Genomic DNA, 16,675 nt, shown 5'->3' with positions numbered 1-16,675 from the left:
ACCCCGCACCCCCGGTGCCCCTCCGCGGGCCCTCGCCGCCCTCGCGGCCCTCATGGCGAACGCGGAGAACGCGGAGAACGCGAACGGCCCGCGCCCCCTGAGGGATGCGGGCCGTGACGCGAAGCGGGAGAAGCGGTCAGTGGCCGTGGCCGTGACCGTGACCCTGGCCGTCGGCCGGGGCCTCCTCCTCGGGCTTGTCCACCACGAGCGCCTCGGTCGTGAGCAGCATGCCCGCGATCGAAGCCGCGTTCTGCACCGCAGACCGGGTGACCTTGACCGGGTCGATGACGCCCTGCGCGAGCAGGTCGCCGTATTCGCCGGTCGCGGCGTTGAGGCCGTGACCGGCCTCCAGCTCGGCGATCTTGTGGGTCACCACGTAACCCTCGAGACCGGCGTTCTCGGCGATCCAGCGGGCCGGCTCGACCAGCGCGCGGCGCACGATGCCGACGCCGGTGGCCTCGTCGCCGGACAGCTCGAGGTCGTCGAGGCCCTTGGCGACGTGGATCAGCGCGGTGCCTCCGCCGGAGACGATGCCCTCCTCGATCGCGGCGCGCGTCGCGGAGATCGCGTCCTCGAGGCGGTGCTTCTTCTCCTTCAGCTCGACCTCGGTGGCGGCGCCGACACGCAGCACGCACACACCGCCGGCGAGCTTGGCCAGGCGCTCCTGCAGCTTCTCGCGGTCCCAGTCGGAGTCGGACTGCTCGATGGCAATCTTGATCTCCTTGACGCGGTCCTCGATGGCCTGCGCGTCACCGGCGCCGTCGACGATGGTGGTGTTGTCCTTCGTCACCACGACGCGGCGGGCCTGGCCGAGCACCTCGAGACCGACGTGCTCCAGCTTGAGGCCGATCTCCTCGCTGACGACCTGGCCGCCGGTGAGGATGGCCATGTCCTGCAACATCGCCTTGCGGCGGTCGCCGAAGCCCGGAGCCTTGACGGCCACGGAGGTGAAGGTGCCGCGGATCTTGTTGGTCACCAGGACGGCCAGGGCCTCGCCCTCGACGTCCTCGGCGACCACGAGCAGCGGCTTCTTCGTCTGGGCGATCTTCTCCAGCAGCGGCAGGAAGTCCGCGATGGAGGCGATCTTGCCCTGGGTGAGCAGGATGTAGGCGTCCTCGAGGACGGACTCCATCCGCTCGGGGTCGGTCACCATGTAGGCCGACAGGTAGCCCTTGTCGAACTGCATGCCCTCGGTGAACTCGAGCTCCATGCCCATGGCATTGGACTCTTCGACGGTGAGCACACCGTCCTTGCCCACCTTGTCGAACGCCTCGGCGATCAGGTCGCCGATCTGCGCGTCCTGGGCGGAGATCGTCGCAACGTTGGCGATCTCCTTCTTGTCCTCGACCGGCCGGGCGGTGGCGAGCAGCATGTCGCTGATCTCCTTGGCGGCCTTGTCGATGCCGCGCTTGAGCGACAGCGGCGAGGCGCCGGCGGCCACGTTGCGCAGGCCCTCGCGGACCATGGCCTGGGCCAGCACGGTCGCGGTGGTGGTGCCGTCACCGGCGATGTCGTTGGTCTTGGTGGCAACTTCCTTGGCGAGCTGGGCGCCGAGGTTCTCGTAGCGCTCCTCCAGCTCGATCTCACGAGCGATGGTCACACCGTCGTTCGTGATCGTCGGCGCACCGAACTTCTTGTCGATGACGACGTTGCGGCCACGCGGGCCAAGGGTCACCTTCACGGCGTCCGCGAGGGCGTTCACGCCACGCTCGAGCGCGCGGCGGGCGTCCTCGTCGAACTCCAGGATCTTCGCCATAGCTGAAAGTCCTCTCCTAGCGTCGAAAGCCCCGGCCGCCCTTTGGAGCGCCCGGGGCTCGACGCACCGGCTTACTTCTCGATGATCGCGAGAACGTCGCGGGCGGAGAGCACGAGGTACTCCTCGCCGCCGTACTTGACCTCGGTGCCGCCGTACTTGCTGTAGAGGACGATGTCGCCCTCAGAGACGTCGAGCGGAATCCGCTTGTCGCCGTCCTCGTCCCAGTTGCCGGGGCCCACCGCGAGGACCTTGCCCTCCTGCGGCTTCTCCTTGGCGGTGTCTGGGATGACCAGGCCGGAAGCGGTGGTCTGCTCGGCCTCAAGCGGCTGAACCACAATGCGGTCGCCGAGCGGCTTAACGGGAACCTTGGTGGCGGTCGTCACGATCGGACCTCCCCTTCAGATTTGAATGATCTAGAAGAGGCGACCAGCTGGGCCTGCCGTCGCGGGTGTCAGACCTGCCTCGTCGCACGTTGGCACTCTCAAGTGGAGAGTGCCAACAGGAAACATATGCAAGAGGGGCTTGACAGTCAACACGAACGCGTCTGCTGAGAGCGATCAGGGTGCCGCTAACAAGGCTCTATCAGCGCCTTGGCCCATCATGCAGGGGTTTCGCAAAGATCCTCCGGCCGCGAGATCCGCGAGCGCGTGTCGCGCCGTCCTGACAGCCCGGCATGTCCTGGTACGCGACCGCCCGGTCCGCGTCCCCGCGCCGCCGTACCCGCCGCGTTTCCTCGCCGCTGCACCCGCCGCGTTTACGCGCCGCGCGTGTCGAGTGCGTCACCGGTGCCGCTAACGTCGTGTGACGTGGACCTCGACGCCTTCACCGAGCTGCTGACCCCGCGCGGGCGGCGGGCGCTCGCGGAGGCCGGCGAGCTCGCCGGCGCCGACCCGGTGGCCGCCGCCACGAGGTTGCGCAGGACGTACGACGCGGCGCTCACCTCGGCGGCCCTCACCCAGGCGGGGCTCAGGGAGCGTGCCACGGCCAAGTTCGGCGAGGACGCCCGGGTGATGTACTTCACGCCGCACGGCCTGGAGCAGGCCACCCGGACGGAGGTCGCCGGGCACCGCGCCGCCCGCCTGATCGCCGCCGGCGCCCCCGAGCCCAGGGTCGTGGACGTGTGCTGCGGCATCGGCGGCGACCTGCTGGCGCTGGCCCGCGCGGGCTGCACCGTGGAGGCCGTCGACACCGATCCGCTGACCGCCGCCGTCGCCGGGGCCAACGCCGAGGCGCTCGGGCTGGGCGACCGGGTGACGGTGCGCGTGGCCGACGCGGCCGGCGTCGAGCCGGAGCGCTACGACGTGCTCTTCGCCGACCCGGCACGGCGTACGAGCAGGGGCCGCACGTTCGACCCCATGGCCTACTCGCCGCCCTGGCCCGTGGTGCTCGACCTCGTCTCCAGGGCCCGCACGGCCTGCCTCAAGGTCGCCCCCGGCATCCCCTACACGTTCATCCCCGAAGGAGCCGAGGCCGAGTGGGTGTCCTTCAAGGGCGAGGTCAAGGAGGCGGCGCTCTGGACCGGCCACGGGGCGCGCCGGAAGGCGGACAGGCGGGCCACCCTGCTGCCCGGCGGCCACACCCTCACCGCCACCGGCGTCCAGGCGGCTGTGGGGCCGGCCGGCCGGTACGTCTACGAGCCCGACGGCGCCGCCATCCGCGCGCACCTCGTGGGCGAGGTGGCCGAACTGGTCGGCGGCCGCCTGCTCGACCCGATGATCGCGTACATCACGGGCGACGACCCCGTGGACACCCCATGGGCCACGAGATACGAGATAGACGACGTGCTCCCGTTCTCGCTGAAGAAACTACGCGCCGTACTCCGAGAGCGAAAAATCGGAAATGTCACTATCAAGAAGCGCGCCTCCGCCGTCGACATCGAACGCCTGCGCAGCGATTTGCGACTCAACGGGGACAGAGCCGCGCTCATCATCTTGACCCGAATTCTCGATAAACCATCGGTCATCATCTGCAATCAGCCATCGCCCAGCTGAGCTGGCATTTCGGGCATTCTTCGGTTTCGCGCGATCTTTCCATTCGCCGCTGACGGACCTTGATCAAAAGGCTAAGGTGGGCGGGCGGGAGTTCTCCCCCACTGCGGTTAACCGTGTTCTCGCTCTTTCATCTGCAAACCGGACCTACCCCACCGCTGCGCGGCAGACCGTCGGCGAGCGAAGGAGCTTTCGGTGGATCATTCCAACCACACCACCCTTCTTCAGGCAGGCGGCCATCTGGCCATTTCAGAGAGAATGCGAGACCTGCTGCAGCGCGCCTCCCAGGACCACGTCTACGAGCAACGCACGCAGGGCGCCATGCTCGACGAGATCCGCCAGCGGCTCGAAGGCATGGAGTGGCTCCTGCGCGAGGTGCGCGAGCGCGAGCTCGGCGGCCTGAGCGGCACCCTTGAGGCGGTCAACGGACGGCTGGACGACATCACCGCCAAACCGCCGATGTGGGCCGAGGGCCTGGCGCAGCACGTGGAGGCGGTCCGCGACCACGTCGACGCCGTCGGTGAGCGGGTGAGCAGCGTGGACGCCCACGTCGCCCCGGTGGCCGAGCTGCCCGGCCTGCAGGCCGGCGTCGGCACCGTCGGCGAGGGCGTCGACGAGGCGCTCAACCGCCTGCAGACGGTGCTCGACACCGCCGACGGCATCACCAAGGGCATGTCCGAGTTCGCCGCCAGGCTGACCACGCTCAGCTCCAGCATGGAGGCCGCCGCCGGCCGCTTCACCAGGCTCGACCGGTCGATGGCCGAGCTGGCCACCCGCACCGACCGCGTCGAGGGCGTGATCGGCGACCTGTCCGAGGGCATCGCCGACTCGGCCGAGCAGATGCGGGCTCGCCTCGACACCGCCGAGCAGCGCATGACGGCCCGCCTCGACGAGACCGACCAGCGCCTCACCACCCGGCTCGACGAGGCGGGCCAGCACCTCACGACCCGGCTCGACGAGACCGACGAGCGGATCACCGTGCGCCTGGAGGGCACCGACCGGCGCCTGACCGCCCGGCTCGACGAGACCGACCAGCGGCTGGCCAGGAGCCTCGTCGAGGCCGACGAGCGGCTCGCCATCCGGCTCAAGGAGGCCGACGACCAGCACACCGGCCGTCTCTCCGACGTCGAGCAGCGGCTCACCGCCAGGCTCGACGAGACCGACCGCCACCTGGCCGTCCAGCTCGGCGAGAGCGAGCAGCGCCTGACCGCCCGGCTCGGCGGCGTGGACGCCCGGCTCGACCGGGCCGAAAACGCGCTCTCCGGGCTCGACGCCAGGGTCGCCGACTTCGGCGGCCGGCTGGAGTCCGCCGACGAGTGCCTGGCCGACATCGACACCAGGATCGACGGCCTCGACACCCAGGTGGGCGGCGTCGACAAGCGACTCACGTCGATGGACGGCCAGCTCGGCGCGGTCGACAAGCGCCTGGGCATCCTCGACGGCCACCTGGGCCGCCACGACGACCGCTTCGACGCGCTCGACATACGCGTCGACGCCCGCTTCACCACGCTCGACGAGCGCATGGCCGCCACCGAGCAGCGCGTGGGCGAGAGCACCACCCGCACCGAGGGCCGCTTCAACCGGCTCGACGGCCAGATGGACGCCATCGACGAGCGCCTGGGTGAGGCCGAAGAGCACCTGAGCAGCCGCTTCGACGCCATCGACGGCCACCTCGGAGGGCTCGACAGCCGCTTCAACGTCCTCGACACCCATGTCAACGGCCTGGCCACCCGCGCCGAGCAGGCCAGCGAGCACCTTGAGTCCGTCGACGACCGCATCGAGTCGGTCAACCAGCGCGTCGGGCAACTGCCCGCCACCCTGGCCATCCCCGAGCGGATCGGCGAGCTGATCCGCACGCAGACCGGCGACCAGGCCGAGCGGCTGGCCACCGCCGCCACGGCACTCACCGAGCTGGTCAGGACACGTCCCGACCGTGACGAGCTGGCCGAGACGGTCACCGGCATCGTCCAGCCCGCCGCCGAAGACCTCAACAAGCGTCTCGGAGCCCTGGAGGAGACCATGCTGGCGCTGGCTGAGGCCCTGCTCCGCCCGACAAGGGCGAAAGACTGACCGATCGCGCGGGCACGCGCCGGCCTGCCCGCGCAGCTACACGTGGACCGTCGTGATCGGGAGCGAGGAGTCGGCCGGGATCTCCAGGGTCGAGGGTGTGATGCCGGCCGCTACCAGGTCGGAGCCCAGGGCGGCGACCATGGCGCCGTTGTCGGTGCACAACCCGGGCCGCGGCACCCGCAGGCGCACGCCGGCCGCCTCGCACCGCTCCTGCGCCAGCGCGCGCAACCGGGAGTTGGCCGCCACACCGCCGCCGATCAGCAGATCGTCCACCCCGTATTTTCTGCACGCCTGCAGCGCCTTGCGGGTCAGCACGTCGACCACGGCCTCCTGGAAGGAGGCGGCGACGTCGGGCACGTGCACGGCCTCCCCTGACGCCTCGCGGGCCTCGACCCAGCGCGCCACGGCCGTTTTGAGCCCGGAGAAGGAGAAGTCGAGCGTGCCGTCGTCGAGCTTGCCACGCGGGAACACGATCGCCTCGCGGGAGCCCTCGCGCGCGGCCCTGTCGATGTGCGGCCCGCCGGGGAAGGGCAGCCCCAGCACCCGCGCCACCTTGTCGAACGCCTCGCCTGCCGCGTCGTCCACGGTGGAGCCGAGCGAGATCACGTCTTCGGCGACGTCGGGCACGAGCAGCAGCGACGAGTGGCCGCCCGAGACCAGCATGGCGAGGCACGGCTTGGGCAGCGGCCCGTGCTCCAGCTGGTCGACGGCGACGTGGGCGGCAAGGTGGTTGACGCCGTAGAGGGGCACGCCGAGGCCCAGCGCGTAGGACTTGGCCGCGGCCACCCCGACCAGCAGCGCGCCGGCGAGCCCAGGGCCCGCCGTCACGGCGACGGCGTCGATGTCGGAGAACCGCAGCCCCGCCTCGGCCAGTGCGGCCTCCACGGTCGGCGTCATGGCCTCCAGATGGGCGCGCGAGGCGACCTCGGGCACCACGCCGCCGAACCTGGCGTGCTCGTCCATGCTGGAGGCGATGGTGTTGGCCAGCAGCGTGTGGCCCCTGACGATGCCGATGCCGGTCTCGTCGCAGGAGGTCTCGATCCCCAGGACCAGCGGTTCGTCAGCCATCGAGCTTCCTTCTCATCATGATCGCGTCGGTGCCGTCGTCGTAGTAGCGGCGGCGGGTGCCGATCTCCTCGAATCCGAAATGCTGGTAGACCGTCTGCGCGCGCGCGTTGTCGGCGCGTACTTCCAGGAAGATCTCCCGTGCTCCCCTTCGGCGGGCCTCGGCCAGCAGCTCGGTGAGCATCGCGCTGCCGATGCCGGTGCCCTGGTGTTTCTCCAGCACGGCGATGGTCTGGACGTCGGCCTGGTCGGCCGCGGCGGCGAGCCCGGCGTAGGCGACGATCTCGCTCTCGACCAGCGCCACCACGTAGTGGCGCGAGCGCGGCATGTCGGCCAGCTCGCCGCGCATCATGCCCTCGCTCCACGCGTCGAGCGGGAACGTGGCCTGCTCGATGGCCATGACCGCCGGCAGGTCGGCCTCGGTCATCAACCTGAGCCTCACGCCGTCACCCTCTTCGGCGCGCCCGGCGCCACCGCGTCGGGCCTGCGCAGGTAGATCGGGCGGGGCGGATCGAGCGGGGCGCCCTCGGCGAGCCGCTCAGCCGCGAGCGCGGCCAGCGCCCCCGCATCGGGGTATGGGGGCACGTCGCTCCGGTTTCCATAAATCTCGGGATATAGCGCGGCACCGGCCCCCACGACCGGCAGCCCCTCCACCGGCACCTCCGCGGGCCGGTGGACGAACGGCCCCTCGACCCGGGTGCGCATGTCGGCATAACGCCCCCAGAACACCTCTTTACGCCGCGCGTCGGTGGCCACCAGGAACGGCTCGGCCAGGCCGCTGCCGAACGCGACCGCGTCGAGCGTGCACACGCCGTAGGAGGGCACACCCAGCGTGGTGGACAGCCCCTGCGCGGTCATCAGGCCGACCCGCAGCCCGGTGTAGGGCCCGGGGCCGCTGCCCGCCACGACGGCCGTGACGTCGCGCAGCGACGCCCCCGACTCTGCCAGGACACGCTCGATGGTGGGGGCGAGCAGCTCGCCGTGGCGCCGGGCGTCGATCGTCGTCGACTCGGCGAGCACCCGCTCCCCGTCGTGGAGGGCGGCGGTGACGGCGGGTGTCGCGGTATCAAAGGCCAGGACCAGCACGACTGTTTAGCGTACCCGCCGTAAGGGTTTCTCCCGGCCGTTACCGGTACGCCCGGCGACAAGCCGGTGCAGGGCGTGTCAGGCCCAGCCCGTACGCCGCCGCAGCCAGTCGAGCGCCACCACGCCCTGCGCCCGCTGGAACGCCCTGACCGTGGGCAGGCCCGGCGGATCAGGCAGGCGGCCCTGGCGGACGAAATAGCCGGTCATGGCCGCCACCAACGTGGTCACGGCGGGATCGGGGTCGGTGCACAGCTCGTACGGCGGCGGCCCGCCCTGCATGCCGACCGACGGCAGCAGGCAGACCCGGTCGACCCAGGGCGCGCCCAGGCAGGCCCACGGCCAGTCGACGAAGTAGACACGATCGCCGGTGAGCAGGATGTTGTCGGCCCGCACGTCGGCGTGGACCAGGCTGTCTCCTGCCACGGCCGCGGCCCAGCCCGACTCCAGCTCGGCCAGCTCGTCGAGGTGGCGCAGCGCCCACGGGTCGAGGCCGGTGGCGTCCTCGTCGAGCAGCCTGCGCCAGCCGTCGAACGACGAGCCGAACGTCTCGCCCATCCGCGGCACGTCGATCGGTGAGGGAGTGAGCGCGGCCGACATCTCGTCGAGGGCGGCCAGCACCCGGTCGAGCTGGTCGCGCCGCCACGGCAGCTCGGGATGCGCGCCCTCGACGTCCTCGAAGACCAGCGTCACCCAGCCGTCCAGCTCGAAACCCGTCAGCAGGCGGGGGGCGGGCACGGACGGGGGCAGCGCGGCGGCGATGGCGAGCTCGGCCTGGTACATGCCGACGGAGTCGGCGTTCGGCTTCGGGCCGACGGCCTTGACGAACGCCCGCCTGCCGCCTTGGGTGCGCAGCCGGACCGCGGCCGCCGGCGAGAAGCCGCCGGGCTGCGTCGTCGCCTCCGCCACGGGCCCGCGAGGAAACGTTCGACCGCCGCGCGCACCGGCGTGTGCACGTCGTGCCACGGCACGCGGGCGCCTGACGCGGGCGGGATGGTGTCCGCACTCATGTCTTCATCGTCCCGGAGGACGCAAACGCATTTCAGGCCCGGGACGCGTACACGATGATGTTGTCCAGGTATTCGCCCTTGGCATAGTCGAACTTGCCGCCGCAGGTGACCAGCTTGAGCCCGTCCTCGACGTAGACGCGCTTGGCGGGGAAGTCGTCCTTGTGCACCTGCTCGATCCCGTCGACCCTGAAGGTCACGGTCTTGCCGTCGCTGCGTTCGACCTTGACGGTCTCGCCCTTGCGTAAGTTCCTGAGCTTGTAGAACACGGCGGGCGCGGTCTTGGTGTCGACGTGGCCGATGATGACCGAGGCGCCCTTCTCGCCGGGCACCGCGCTGCCGGTGAACCAGCCGGCCATCTTCGGCCTCTCGTAGGGCGGCAGCTCGATCTCGCCGTTCTTCAGCAGGTCGAGCTCCATCAGGGGGGCCTCGACGTCGATCGACGGGATGTCGATGCTCTCCGGCACGACGGCTTCTGCGGGGGTGGTGCCGGTCGTGAGGTTGTTGCCGAACGCGACCAGCAGCAGTCCCGTCACGGCACCCGCGAGCACCACCCGTCCTGGGCGGGCCATGGTCTATGCCTTACGGCGCTTGACCGCTATGCCGACGCCGGCGGCCAGCGCCAGCACGATCAGCGCGCCGGCGGGGCCGACCGGGATCGACGACTCGTCGTCGGCGTCCTTCGCGTACGTTCCGCCGCCGCCGGCCTTGGGCGCCTTGCTGGGCAGGCCGGTCGGGTCGTCGTCGGGCTCGGCCGCGACGACTCGGAGCGTGGCCCTGCCCATGTCGTTGGTGCCGTCGCACTTGACGTCGACGCGGTAGCTGCCGCGCCGGACCGTCCCCGAGACCTGCGCCTCGCCGCGCACCCACGGCGAGGCGTTGGCCGGCGTGGCGGTCGGGGTGGGGGTGACCGACGCCGCGGGGACCGGGTTGAGCGTGACGCCGTTGATGAAGGCCTTGGACGTGGCGGTGCCGGTGTGGGCGGGGCCGCCGGTCGGGACCGGGCAGTTGGCCAGGATCCACACCGTGGACGTCTCGCCCGCGGTGACGCGGTCGGGGTTGAGCTGCACCGAGATGGTCTGCCTGGCGGCGGTGGGGCTCGGGCTGCCGCTGGCGGTCGGGGCGGCGGAGGTGCCGCTGGCCGTGGGTGAGGGTGTCGCTGTTGGATCGGTCTCTGCCGAGGCTGTGCAGCCGGTCAGACCGAGAATGACGATGGCTCCCGCGTACGCGACTCGCCTGACCCTGAGCACCGGCCGCACCCCACTTTGCCGTCTTACACCCCAGCATCCACCAAAGAGATGGATGTCGCCCCTCCTGATACCCAGAATTTCTGGGCGAACCCTAGTCAACGATCATGATTTACATCATCGGCCGGGTACGTCAAGGGTGCCAGCATTGCCGGAGCTTGACCGCCGTTTTACTCTTCCAGCGGCTCAGACGGCGTGTCGGCCCATCTTCCGCCCACGCCGCGCAGGGTCACGAAGCGGGCCTCGTCGCCCGTCTCGCGGTCGATGTGGATCTCCAGCCGGTCGTCGGCCAGACCCTCGACGAGGCCCTCGCCCCATTCGACGACGGTGACCGACTCCTCCAGCGAGGCGTCCAGGTCGAGGTCGTCGACCTCCAGGTCGCCGCCCAGCCGGTAGGCGTCGACGTGGACGAGCGGCGGCCCCTGGCGCAGTGACGGGTGCACCCTGGCGATCACGAAGGTGGGCGAGGTGATCGGGCCGCGTACTTTGAGGCCTTCCGCGATGCCCTGCACGAGCGTGGTCTTGCCCGCGCCGAGCGGGCCTGACAGGACGAGCAGGTCTCCGGGGCGCAGCCGCGCGGCCAGGCGGGCGCCGTACGCGCGCGTGTCCTCCGGGGTCGCGAGCCGCACTAGAGCTCCACCCTCTTCGCCAGGTCACGCAGCGCGTCGTTGACGATGCCGGGGCGCTCCAGCTGGATCAGGTGGGAGGTGTCGGGCACCTCGGTGAGCTGCGCCTTGGGCAGCGCGGCGGCGATGGCCCTGCTGTGCTCGGGCGGGGTCAGCCAGTCGCTGTCGCCCACCAGGATCGCGGTGGGCACCGGGTCGAGGACGTGCAGCGCGGAGAGTTTGTCGTGGTTCATCAGCGCGGGGTAGAAGTCGGCGACCACCTCGGTCGGCGTCGCCCTGATCATCGACTCGGCGAAGTCGACCAGGGTCGGGCTGACGTTCCTGGAGTCGCCGAAACCCATGTAGCGGGTGATCAGGAAGGCGATGTCGCTGCCGGCGTGGCGGGTGCGGTCGACCAGCGAGCCCCGCTTGCCCAGCATCGACACCGTGGTGGGGGCCACCTTGTGCACGACCTTGGACAGCAGCGCGGGCAGGCCGAGGGTGAGCTCGGCCAGCTTGCCCGCCGAGGTCGCGACGAGCGCGGCCGCGCGGATCTTCTCGCCGAACAGCTCGGGACGGCGGTCGGCGAGCGCCATGATCGTCATGCCGCCCATGGAGTGGCCGACCAGCACGCACGGGCCGGGCACGTAGGCCTCGATCACCTCGGCCAGGTCATCGCCCAGCCGGTCGATCGTGCTGTCGTCGGAGCCCCCGCGCTGTGAGCGGCCGTGGGAGCGCTGGTCCCACAGCACGAGACGGTAGTTTTCCCGCAGATCCTTACGCTGGTAGTGCCAGGACTCCAGGCAGAGGCAGTAGCCGTGGCAGAAGACGATGGTCAGCGGCGCGTCTTCCGGTCCGTCGATCTCGATGTGCAGCGCCTTGCCGTCGGAGGTGACGAGCGTGCGCTCCCTGCCCCGCAACTCGCCGAACGGCTCGCTGGCCTCGTCGTCGGGGCGCAGCCTGATGCGGCCGACCGCATAGCGCTTGGCCAGCGCCGCCGCCGCGACACCGGCGGAAGCCGCACCGACGAGCGCGCCGGCGATCCCTACCCTGCGCCGTCTTGTCGTCGTCATCTCCCCGACCCTTCTCCTGCTCATGCCCGCCGCGAGGTGCCCCGGGGCCTGTGCTCGTAGACCCGCGGCACACGCGAACCGATCCTGGTCACGATCTCATGCGTGATCGTGCCGAGAGTATCCGCCCACTCCTGAGCGGTCGGCTCGCCCTCGTCACCCGGCCCGAACAACACGATCTCGTCGCCCGCCGACAACACGCCGTCGCCCATGTCGATCATGAACTGGTCCATGCACACCCGGCCGGCGATCGTCCTGCGCCGCCCGCCCGCCAGGACCTCGGCCTTACCCGTCGCGTGTCGCAGGATGCCGTCGGCGTATCCGAGCGGCACGAGCCCGAGCGTGGTCTCGCAGTCGGTGACGTAGAGGTGGGCGTAGGACACCCCGGAGCCCTCGGGGACCCGCTTGACCAGCCCGGCCTGGGCCACCAGCGTCATGGCCTGCCTGAGGCCGAAGTCGCCCAGCTCGGGAATGGGGCTCAGGCCGTAGATCGCGATGCCGGGCCTGACCAGGTCGTAGCGGGCCTTGGGCAGTGACACGGTGGCGGCGGAGTTGGAGATGTGCCTGATCACGTGGGAGCCGGCCGCGCCCGCCTGCTCGGCGAGTTTCAGCGCCGCCTCGAACGCCTCCAGCTGCCGCCCGATCGACGGGTGGCCGGGGATGTCGGCGCAGGCGAAATGGGACCAGAGGCCGGCGATCTCGACGGCGCCCTCGGCCTGCACCCGCAGCGCCGCGGCCAGCAGCGCCGGCCAGGCGGCGAGCGGGCAGCCGCCCCTGCTCATGCCGGTGTCGGCCTCCAGGTGCAGCTTCGCGGTGCGGCCCGTGCGCCGTGCGGCGGCGGCGATCTCCCCTAGCATCACCTCCTCGGAGGCCGACAGCTCGACGTCGGCCTGCACGGCCTCGTCGAGCGGCTCTCCCGGGGTGACGAGCCAGGACAGGATCGGCGCTGTCACGCCGCCCTCGCGCAGCGCGAGGGCCTCCCTGATGAACGCGGTGCCGAGCCGGCTCGCGCCTCCCTCCAGGACCGCCTCGGACGAGGGCACCAGACCGTGGCCGTAGGCGTCGGCCTTGACGGCGCCCATCAGCTCCGCGCCACCGGCCAGCTCTTTGAGCAGGGCCACGTTGTGCCTGATCGCGGCCAAGTCGACCCGAGCCTGCGCGGGCGTGGCCATCGGGGAGTACATCCTTCTAGTGTGGCAGGTCACGCACGTGGTCGAGCGCGATTTTCATCCCTCGCGGCCCCGGCGACGAAGACTTTCGCCACCCCCGCACGCCGCACCATCCACACGCCGCACCGCCCACGCACGCGACCCCGTCCGCACGCCGCGTCGCCGCACCTACCGCGCCGTCCGCGCACGCCGCACTGCTGCTTCACGCCGTGCCGCCGCTCACGGCGCGGATGGCCGCGGGGACGGCGGCGGCCACGTCGGCCGCCGTCAGCGGCGCACCCCCGGCGGCCAGCCGCCCGGCCAGCCCGTGCAGGTAGGCTCCGCAGGACGCCGCGTCGTAGCAGCTCAGCCCCTGGGCGAGCAGCGAGCCCGCCACACCGGACAACACGTCGCCCGTGCCCCCTGTGGCCAGCCACGGCGAGCCGGTGACGTTGACCCGTACCGGCCGCGCGTCTTCGGCCACCACCGTGGTGGAGCCCTTGAGCAGCACGGTCACGCCTAGCTCCGCCGCCGCCCTGCGGGCGTACTCCAGCCGGGCCGCCTCGATGTCGTCGCGCTCGGCCCTGATCAGCCGCGCCAGCTCGCCCGCGTGCGGGGTGATCAGTACGGGCGCGCTGCGGCGCAGCAGTCCGCGGTCCCTGGCCACCAACGTCAGCCCGTCGGCGTCGATCAGCACGGGCACGGTGGAGGCGAGCACCCTGGCCGCCAGCTCGTGCGCCCAGTCATCGGTGCCGAGCCCCGGCCCGAGCACCCACGCCTGCACCCGCCCGACGCCGTCGATCGAGGGCCGGTCCAGCTCGGTGACGACCGCCTCGGGCCAGTGCCGGCGCACCTGCGCGACGGGCGCGCGCGGCCCCGCGTAGCGCACCATGCCCGCCCCGGCACGCAGCGCGCCGCCCACGGCGAGCACGGCGGCGCCGGTGTAGAGGTCGCTGCCCGCCGCGACCCCCAGGACTCCCCTGCGGTATTTGTCCGACTCGTTGGCCGGCCGCGGCAGCAGGAGGTCGACGTCGCCGCCGGTCAGCGCGGCCACGTCGGGATCGGGCAGATGGTCGCCGAGCCCGATGTCCACCAGCTCGACCGCACCGGCGCAGGCCGCGCCGGGATCGACGAGCAACCCGGTCTTGTACGCCCCCATCGTCACGGTCACCTTGGCCTGCACGGCCGCGCCCGGCACCCGTCCGCTGCTCGCGTCGGCCCCGCTCGGCACGTCGACGGCGACGATCGCGCCGCGGGCGGCGTTGGCCTGCGCGGCGAGCTCCGCGTACGGCTCCCGCAGCGCCCCCGCCGCCCCGATGCCGACGAGCCCGTCGATGATCAGGTCGGCGCCGTCGATCGCCGCCCGGTCGACGACCCGGCCGCCCGCCCGCGTGAACGCGAGCAGGCCCGCCTCGTGGGTCTTGGACCCGGCCAGGACCGCGCCCACCCAGGCGCCGCGCCGGGCCAGCCGCTCGCCCGCGTAGAGGGCGTCGCCGCCGTTGTCACCGCTGCCGACGAGGAGCACGACACGCTTGCCGTACACGCGGCCGAGGAGGTCGGCGCAGACGGCGGCGAGCCCCGATGCGGCCCGCTGCATCAGCGTGCCCTCCGGCAGGAGGGCCATGAGCGCGTGCTCGGCGCCACGGATCTGGTCGGCGGTGTAGGCGGTGCGCATGATCCGAAGCTATCCCTCCGCGATCACGTAGGCCACGGCGACGCCCGCGTCATGGCTGAGTGAGAGGTGCCAGCGTTTGATCCCGAGCGCGTACGCCACCTCCGCGGCCCGCCCGGTGATCACCAGCTCGGGCTTGCCGAGATCGTCGCAGCGCACCTCGGCCTCCTGGTGCCCCAGCCCTTTCGGAGCGCCGAGCGCCTTGGCCACGGCCTCCTTGGCGGCGAACCTGGCGGCCAGCGAGTGCACCGGCAGCGGCCGCTCGGCCTCGGTGAACAACCGCTCGCGCAGGCGCGGCGTGCGGCGCAGCGTCGCCTCGAAGCGGGAGATGTCAACGATGTCCACCCCGATGCCCAGGATCATCGCACCAAGCCTAGAACAGCCCCTTCTCCCAGGGCCCCCAGATGGCGATCGACATGCCGTGTTCGGCCTGGATGTTGGCGTAGAGCGTGTGACCGCCCGGCCCGAACGTGGAGCCGGCGAACTCGGCTCCCGCGTCGCCGGGGATCGGCTCCAGGCGGCAGAAGTCGAAGATCTCCCCCGCCCTGCTGAGCCCGCGCAGGTAGTTGGCGCCGTCGCCGTCCTCGCACAATACCAGCGTGCCGCGGCGGCTGACCGTCACGTTGTCGGGCAGGTCGAGCACCTCCGAGCGCGGCGACTCGTAGACGAGCTTGAGCCGGCCGCTCCAGGTCTCGTACGCCCACACCTGTCCCCGTCCCTTGCCGAACCCGTCGGGCGGCGTGTCGCCGGACGCGGTGGCCCCGCCCTGCGTCGAGACGAAGTAGACCGTTCCCTGGTGGTTGATTGCGCCCTCCAGCCGGGAGAAGATCGCCGCGCCGGCCGCCCTGCCCTGCCGGCCCACGGCCTGGACGGCCTCGTCGTTGGACGGCGTGCCCGTGAAGCGGGGGTCGGGGTCGTCGATGTCCACCCACGCGGTGGCGTAGGAGGTGCCCGGCTCCTGGCCCTCGGACAGGTCCTTGCGCTTGGCGCCCTTGACGGCGAGCATCTGCAGCCTGCCGCCGTCGAGCAGCCGCCCGGCCACGGCGGGGTGCTTGGGCGGGAGGTACCGGTAGAAGCCGGACGGGAAGCCGAAGTTGTCCTCGGTGAGGTAGATCGCGCCCGTGGACGGGTCGAAGGCGGCCGACTCGTGCGGGAAACGTCCCGCGGACCTGATCGGCCGGGCGGCGGCGGGGCGGTCGAGCGGCACCTCGAAGATGTAGCCGTGCCGGCGGGTGAGCTTGGAGTTGTCGCCGCCGGAGAAGTCGTTGCCCACGTCGGGGCCGTTGACCGTCTCCTCGCACGTCACCCAGGCCCCCCACGACATGGGGCCGCCCGAGCAGTTCATCATGGTGCCGCTGAGCGAGGGGCCGCTCTTGATCACCTCTCCGTAGCGGGTGACCTGCAGCGTCGAGGTGCCTCCCCCGGCCATGGGGTCGTACGCCCTGCCCTTGTCGCCGAACGCGCCGACAGGCCCGTTGACCTCATGGTTGCGGACCAGGACGGCGCTGCCCTTCGCGCCGGCGAAGGCCGCCATGCCGTCGTGCCTGCCGGGCACGGCCGAGCCGTCGCCGAACCGGTCGCCCGCGGGACTGAACGAGCGGTACTTGAACCCGTCGGGCAGGTGCAGGCGCACCTCGCCGTCACGGAGATCGCGCACGGGACGCAACGGCCCGTACGCGCGGACCGGCTTCGCGCCCCCCTGAGCGCCCGCGCAGGCCACCCCGGCGAAGGGGCCCGCGACGCCGGCTGCGGCGACCACGCTGGTGATGAAACGACGACGGTCCACGGAAGCCTCCCGCCCGTAACAGTAGCTCCCGACAAACCTTCGCATACCGGAAGCGGGGGCGATTCCCCGAGCAGGTGCAGGGGTAGTCCCGGATCGCCATCCACAGCCTGTGCACAGCCGGCCCGCGCCCCGCCAAGATCCGCTCTTTCCTCCATCGCTACGCTGCCTAGGTGAACAA

At 71.6% G+C, this 16,675-nt stretch carries 16 protein-coding genes; 2 read left to right on the top strand and 14 right to left on the bottom strand.

Going from position 1 to position 16,675, the window contains the following annotated elements; translation table 11 throughout:
* Positions 1–136: 136 nt before the first annotated feature.
* A complete protein-coding gene (gene groL / locus E1294_RS18270) occupies positions 137–1,756 on the bottom strand; it encodes a chaperonin GroEL (RefSeq protein ID WP_132509710.1) in 1,620 nt (539 codons plus the stop codon).
* Positions 1,757–1,827: 71 nt separating this feature from the next.
* Positions 1,828–2,139, bottom strand: a complete 312-nt coding sequence (gene groES / locus E1294_RS18265) for a co-chaperone GroES (RefSeq protein ID WP_043623565.1) — start codon at positions 2,137–2,139, stop codon at positions 1,828–1,830.
* A 423-nt stretch (positions 2,140–2,562) separates the two neighbouring features.
* On the opposite strand from groES, the gene E1294_RS18260 reads away from it, so the two are divergent.
* Positions 2,563–3,747: a class I SAM-dependent methyltransferase gene (locus E1294_RS18260; protein ID WP_132509709.1), complete on the top strand. Its 1,185-nt coding sequence runs from the start codon at positions 2,563–2,565 to the stop codon at positions 3,745–3,747.
* 192 nt (positions 3,748–3,939) lie between these two features.
* The gene (locus E1294_RS18255; RefSeq protein WP_132509708.1) at positions 3,940–5,814 is read left to right on the top strand and encodes an apolipoprotein A1/A4/E domain-containing protein; all 1,875 of its coding nucleotides are present in this window, start codon (positions 3,940–3,942) and stop codon (positions 5,812–5,814) included.
* 36 nt (positions 5,815–5,850) lie between these two features.
* Here the strand turns inward: E1294_RS18255 and tsaD are convergent, their stop codons facing one another.
* The 12 genes from tsaD to E1294_RS18195 form a co-directional block, all read right to left on the bottom strand.
* On the bottom strand, positions 5,851–6,882 hold the full coding sequence (gene tsaD, locus E1294_RS18250) for a tRNA (adenosine(37)-N6)-threonylcarbamoyltransferase complex transferase subunit TsaD (RefSeq protein ID WP_132509707.1): 1,032 nt from the start codon (positions 6,880–6,882) through the stop codon (positions 5,851–5,853).
* On the bottom strand, positions 6,875–7,306 hold the full coding sequence (gene rimI, locus E1294_RS18245; RefSeq protein WP_132509713.1) for a ribosomal protein S18-alanine N-acetyltransferase: 432 nt from the start codon (positions 7,304–7,306) through the stop codon (positions 6,875–6,877). Before rimI ends, tsaD begins: the two co-directional genes overlap by 8 nt.
* A gap of 11 nt (positions 7,307–7,317) precedes the next feature.
* Positions 7,318–7,965: a tRNA (adenosine(37)-N6)-threonylcarbamoyltransferase complex dimerization subunit type 1 TsaB gene (gene tsaB, locus E1294_RS18240; RefSeq protein WP_132509706.1), complete on the bottom strand. Its 648-nt coding sequence runs from the start codon at positions 7,963–7,965 to the stop codon at positions 7,318–7,320.
* A 78-nt stretch (positions 7,966–8,043) separates the two neighbouring features.
* The gene (locus tag E1294_RS18235) at positions 8,044–8,871 is read right to left on the bottom strand and encodes an aminoglycoside phosphotransferase family protein (RefSeq protein WP_220447805.1); all 828 of its coding nucleotides are present in this window, start codon (positions 8,869–8,871) and stop codon (positions 8,044–8,046) included.
* A 133-nt stretch (positions 8,872–9,004) separates the two neighbouring features.
* Positions 9,005–9,541, bottom strand: a complete 537-nt coding sequence (locus E1294_RS18230; protein ID WP_132509705.1) for a class F sortase — start codon at positions 9,539–9,541, stop codon at positions 9,005–9,007.
* Positions 9,542–9,544: 3 nt separating this feature from the next.
* Positions 9,545–10,219, bottom strand: a complete 675-nt coding sequence (locus E1294_RS18225; RefSeq protein ID WP_132509704.1) for a hypothetical protein — start codon at positions 10,217–10,219, stop codon at positions 9,545–9,547.
* A 167-nt stretch (positions 10,220–10,386) separates the two neighbouring features.
* Positions 10,387–10,845 (bottom strand): tRNA (adenosine(37)-N6)-threonylcarbamoyltransferase complex ATPase subunit type 1 TsaE, encoded by a 459-nt coding sequence (tsaE, locus tag E1294_RS18220; RefSeq protein ID WP_132509703.1) that lies wholly within the window; start codon positions 10,843–10,845, stop codon positions 10,387–10,389.
* Complete coding sequence (locus E1294_RS18215) at positions 10,845–11,894, bottom strand: alpha/beta fold hydrolase (protein WP_132509702.1); 1,050 nt, start codon at positions 11,892–11,894, stop codon at positions 10,845–10,847. Before E1294_RS18215 ends, tsaE begins: the two co-directional genes overlap by 1 nt.
* A gap of 20 nt (positions 11,895–11,914) precedes the next feature.
* Positions 11,915–13,063 (bottom strand): alanine racemase, encoded by a 1,149-nt coding sequence (alr, locus tag E1294_RS18210; RefSeq protein ID WP_132509712.1) that lies wholly within the window; start codon positions 13,061–13,063, stop codon positions 11,915–11,917.
* A gap of 199 nt (positions 13,064–13,262) precedes the next feature.
* Complete coding sequence (locus E1294_RS18205; protein WP_132509701.1) at positions 13,263–14,714, bottom strand: NAD(P)H-hydrate dehydratase; 1,452 nt, start codon at positions 14,712–14,714, stop codon at positions 13,263–13,265.
* A gap of 9 nt (positions 14,715–14,723) precedes the next feature.
* Positions 14,724–15,074 carry a holo-ACP synthase gene (locus E1294_RS18200; protein WP_132509700.1) on the bottom strand — a complete coding sequence of 117 codons (351 nt, stop codon included), beginning with the start codon at positions 15,072–15,074 and terminating at the stop codon, positions 14,724–14,726.
* Positions 15,075–15,084: 10 nt separating this feature from the next.
* Entirely contained in the window at positions 15,085–16,497 is a 1,413-nt protein-coding gene (locus E1294_RS18195; RefSeq protein ID WP_132509699.1) for a PhoX family protein, read from the bottom strand.
* Between the last annotated feature and the right edge of the window lie 178 nt (positions 16,498–16,675).

This window comes from Nonomuraea diastatica (genome assembly GCF_004349015.1).
GTDB lineage: Bacteria > Actinomycetota > Actinomycetes > Streptosporangiales > Streptosporangiaceae > Nonomuraea > Nonomuraea diastatica.
The sequence above is the reverse complement of the archived record's forward strand: the minus strand, read 5'-3'. Positions and strand labels throughout refer to the sequence as shown.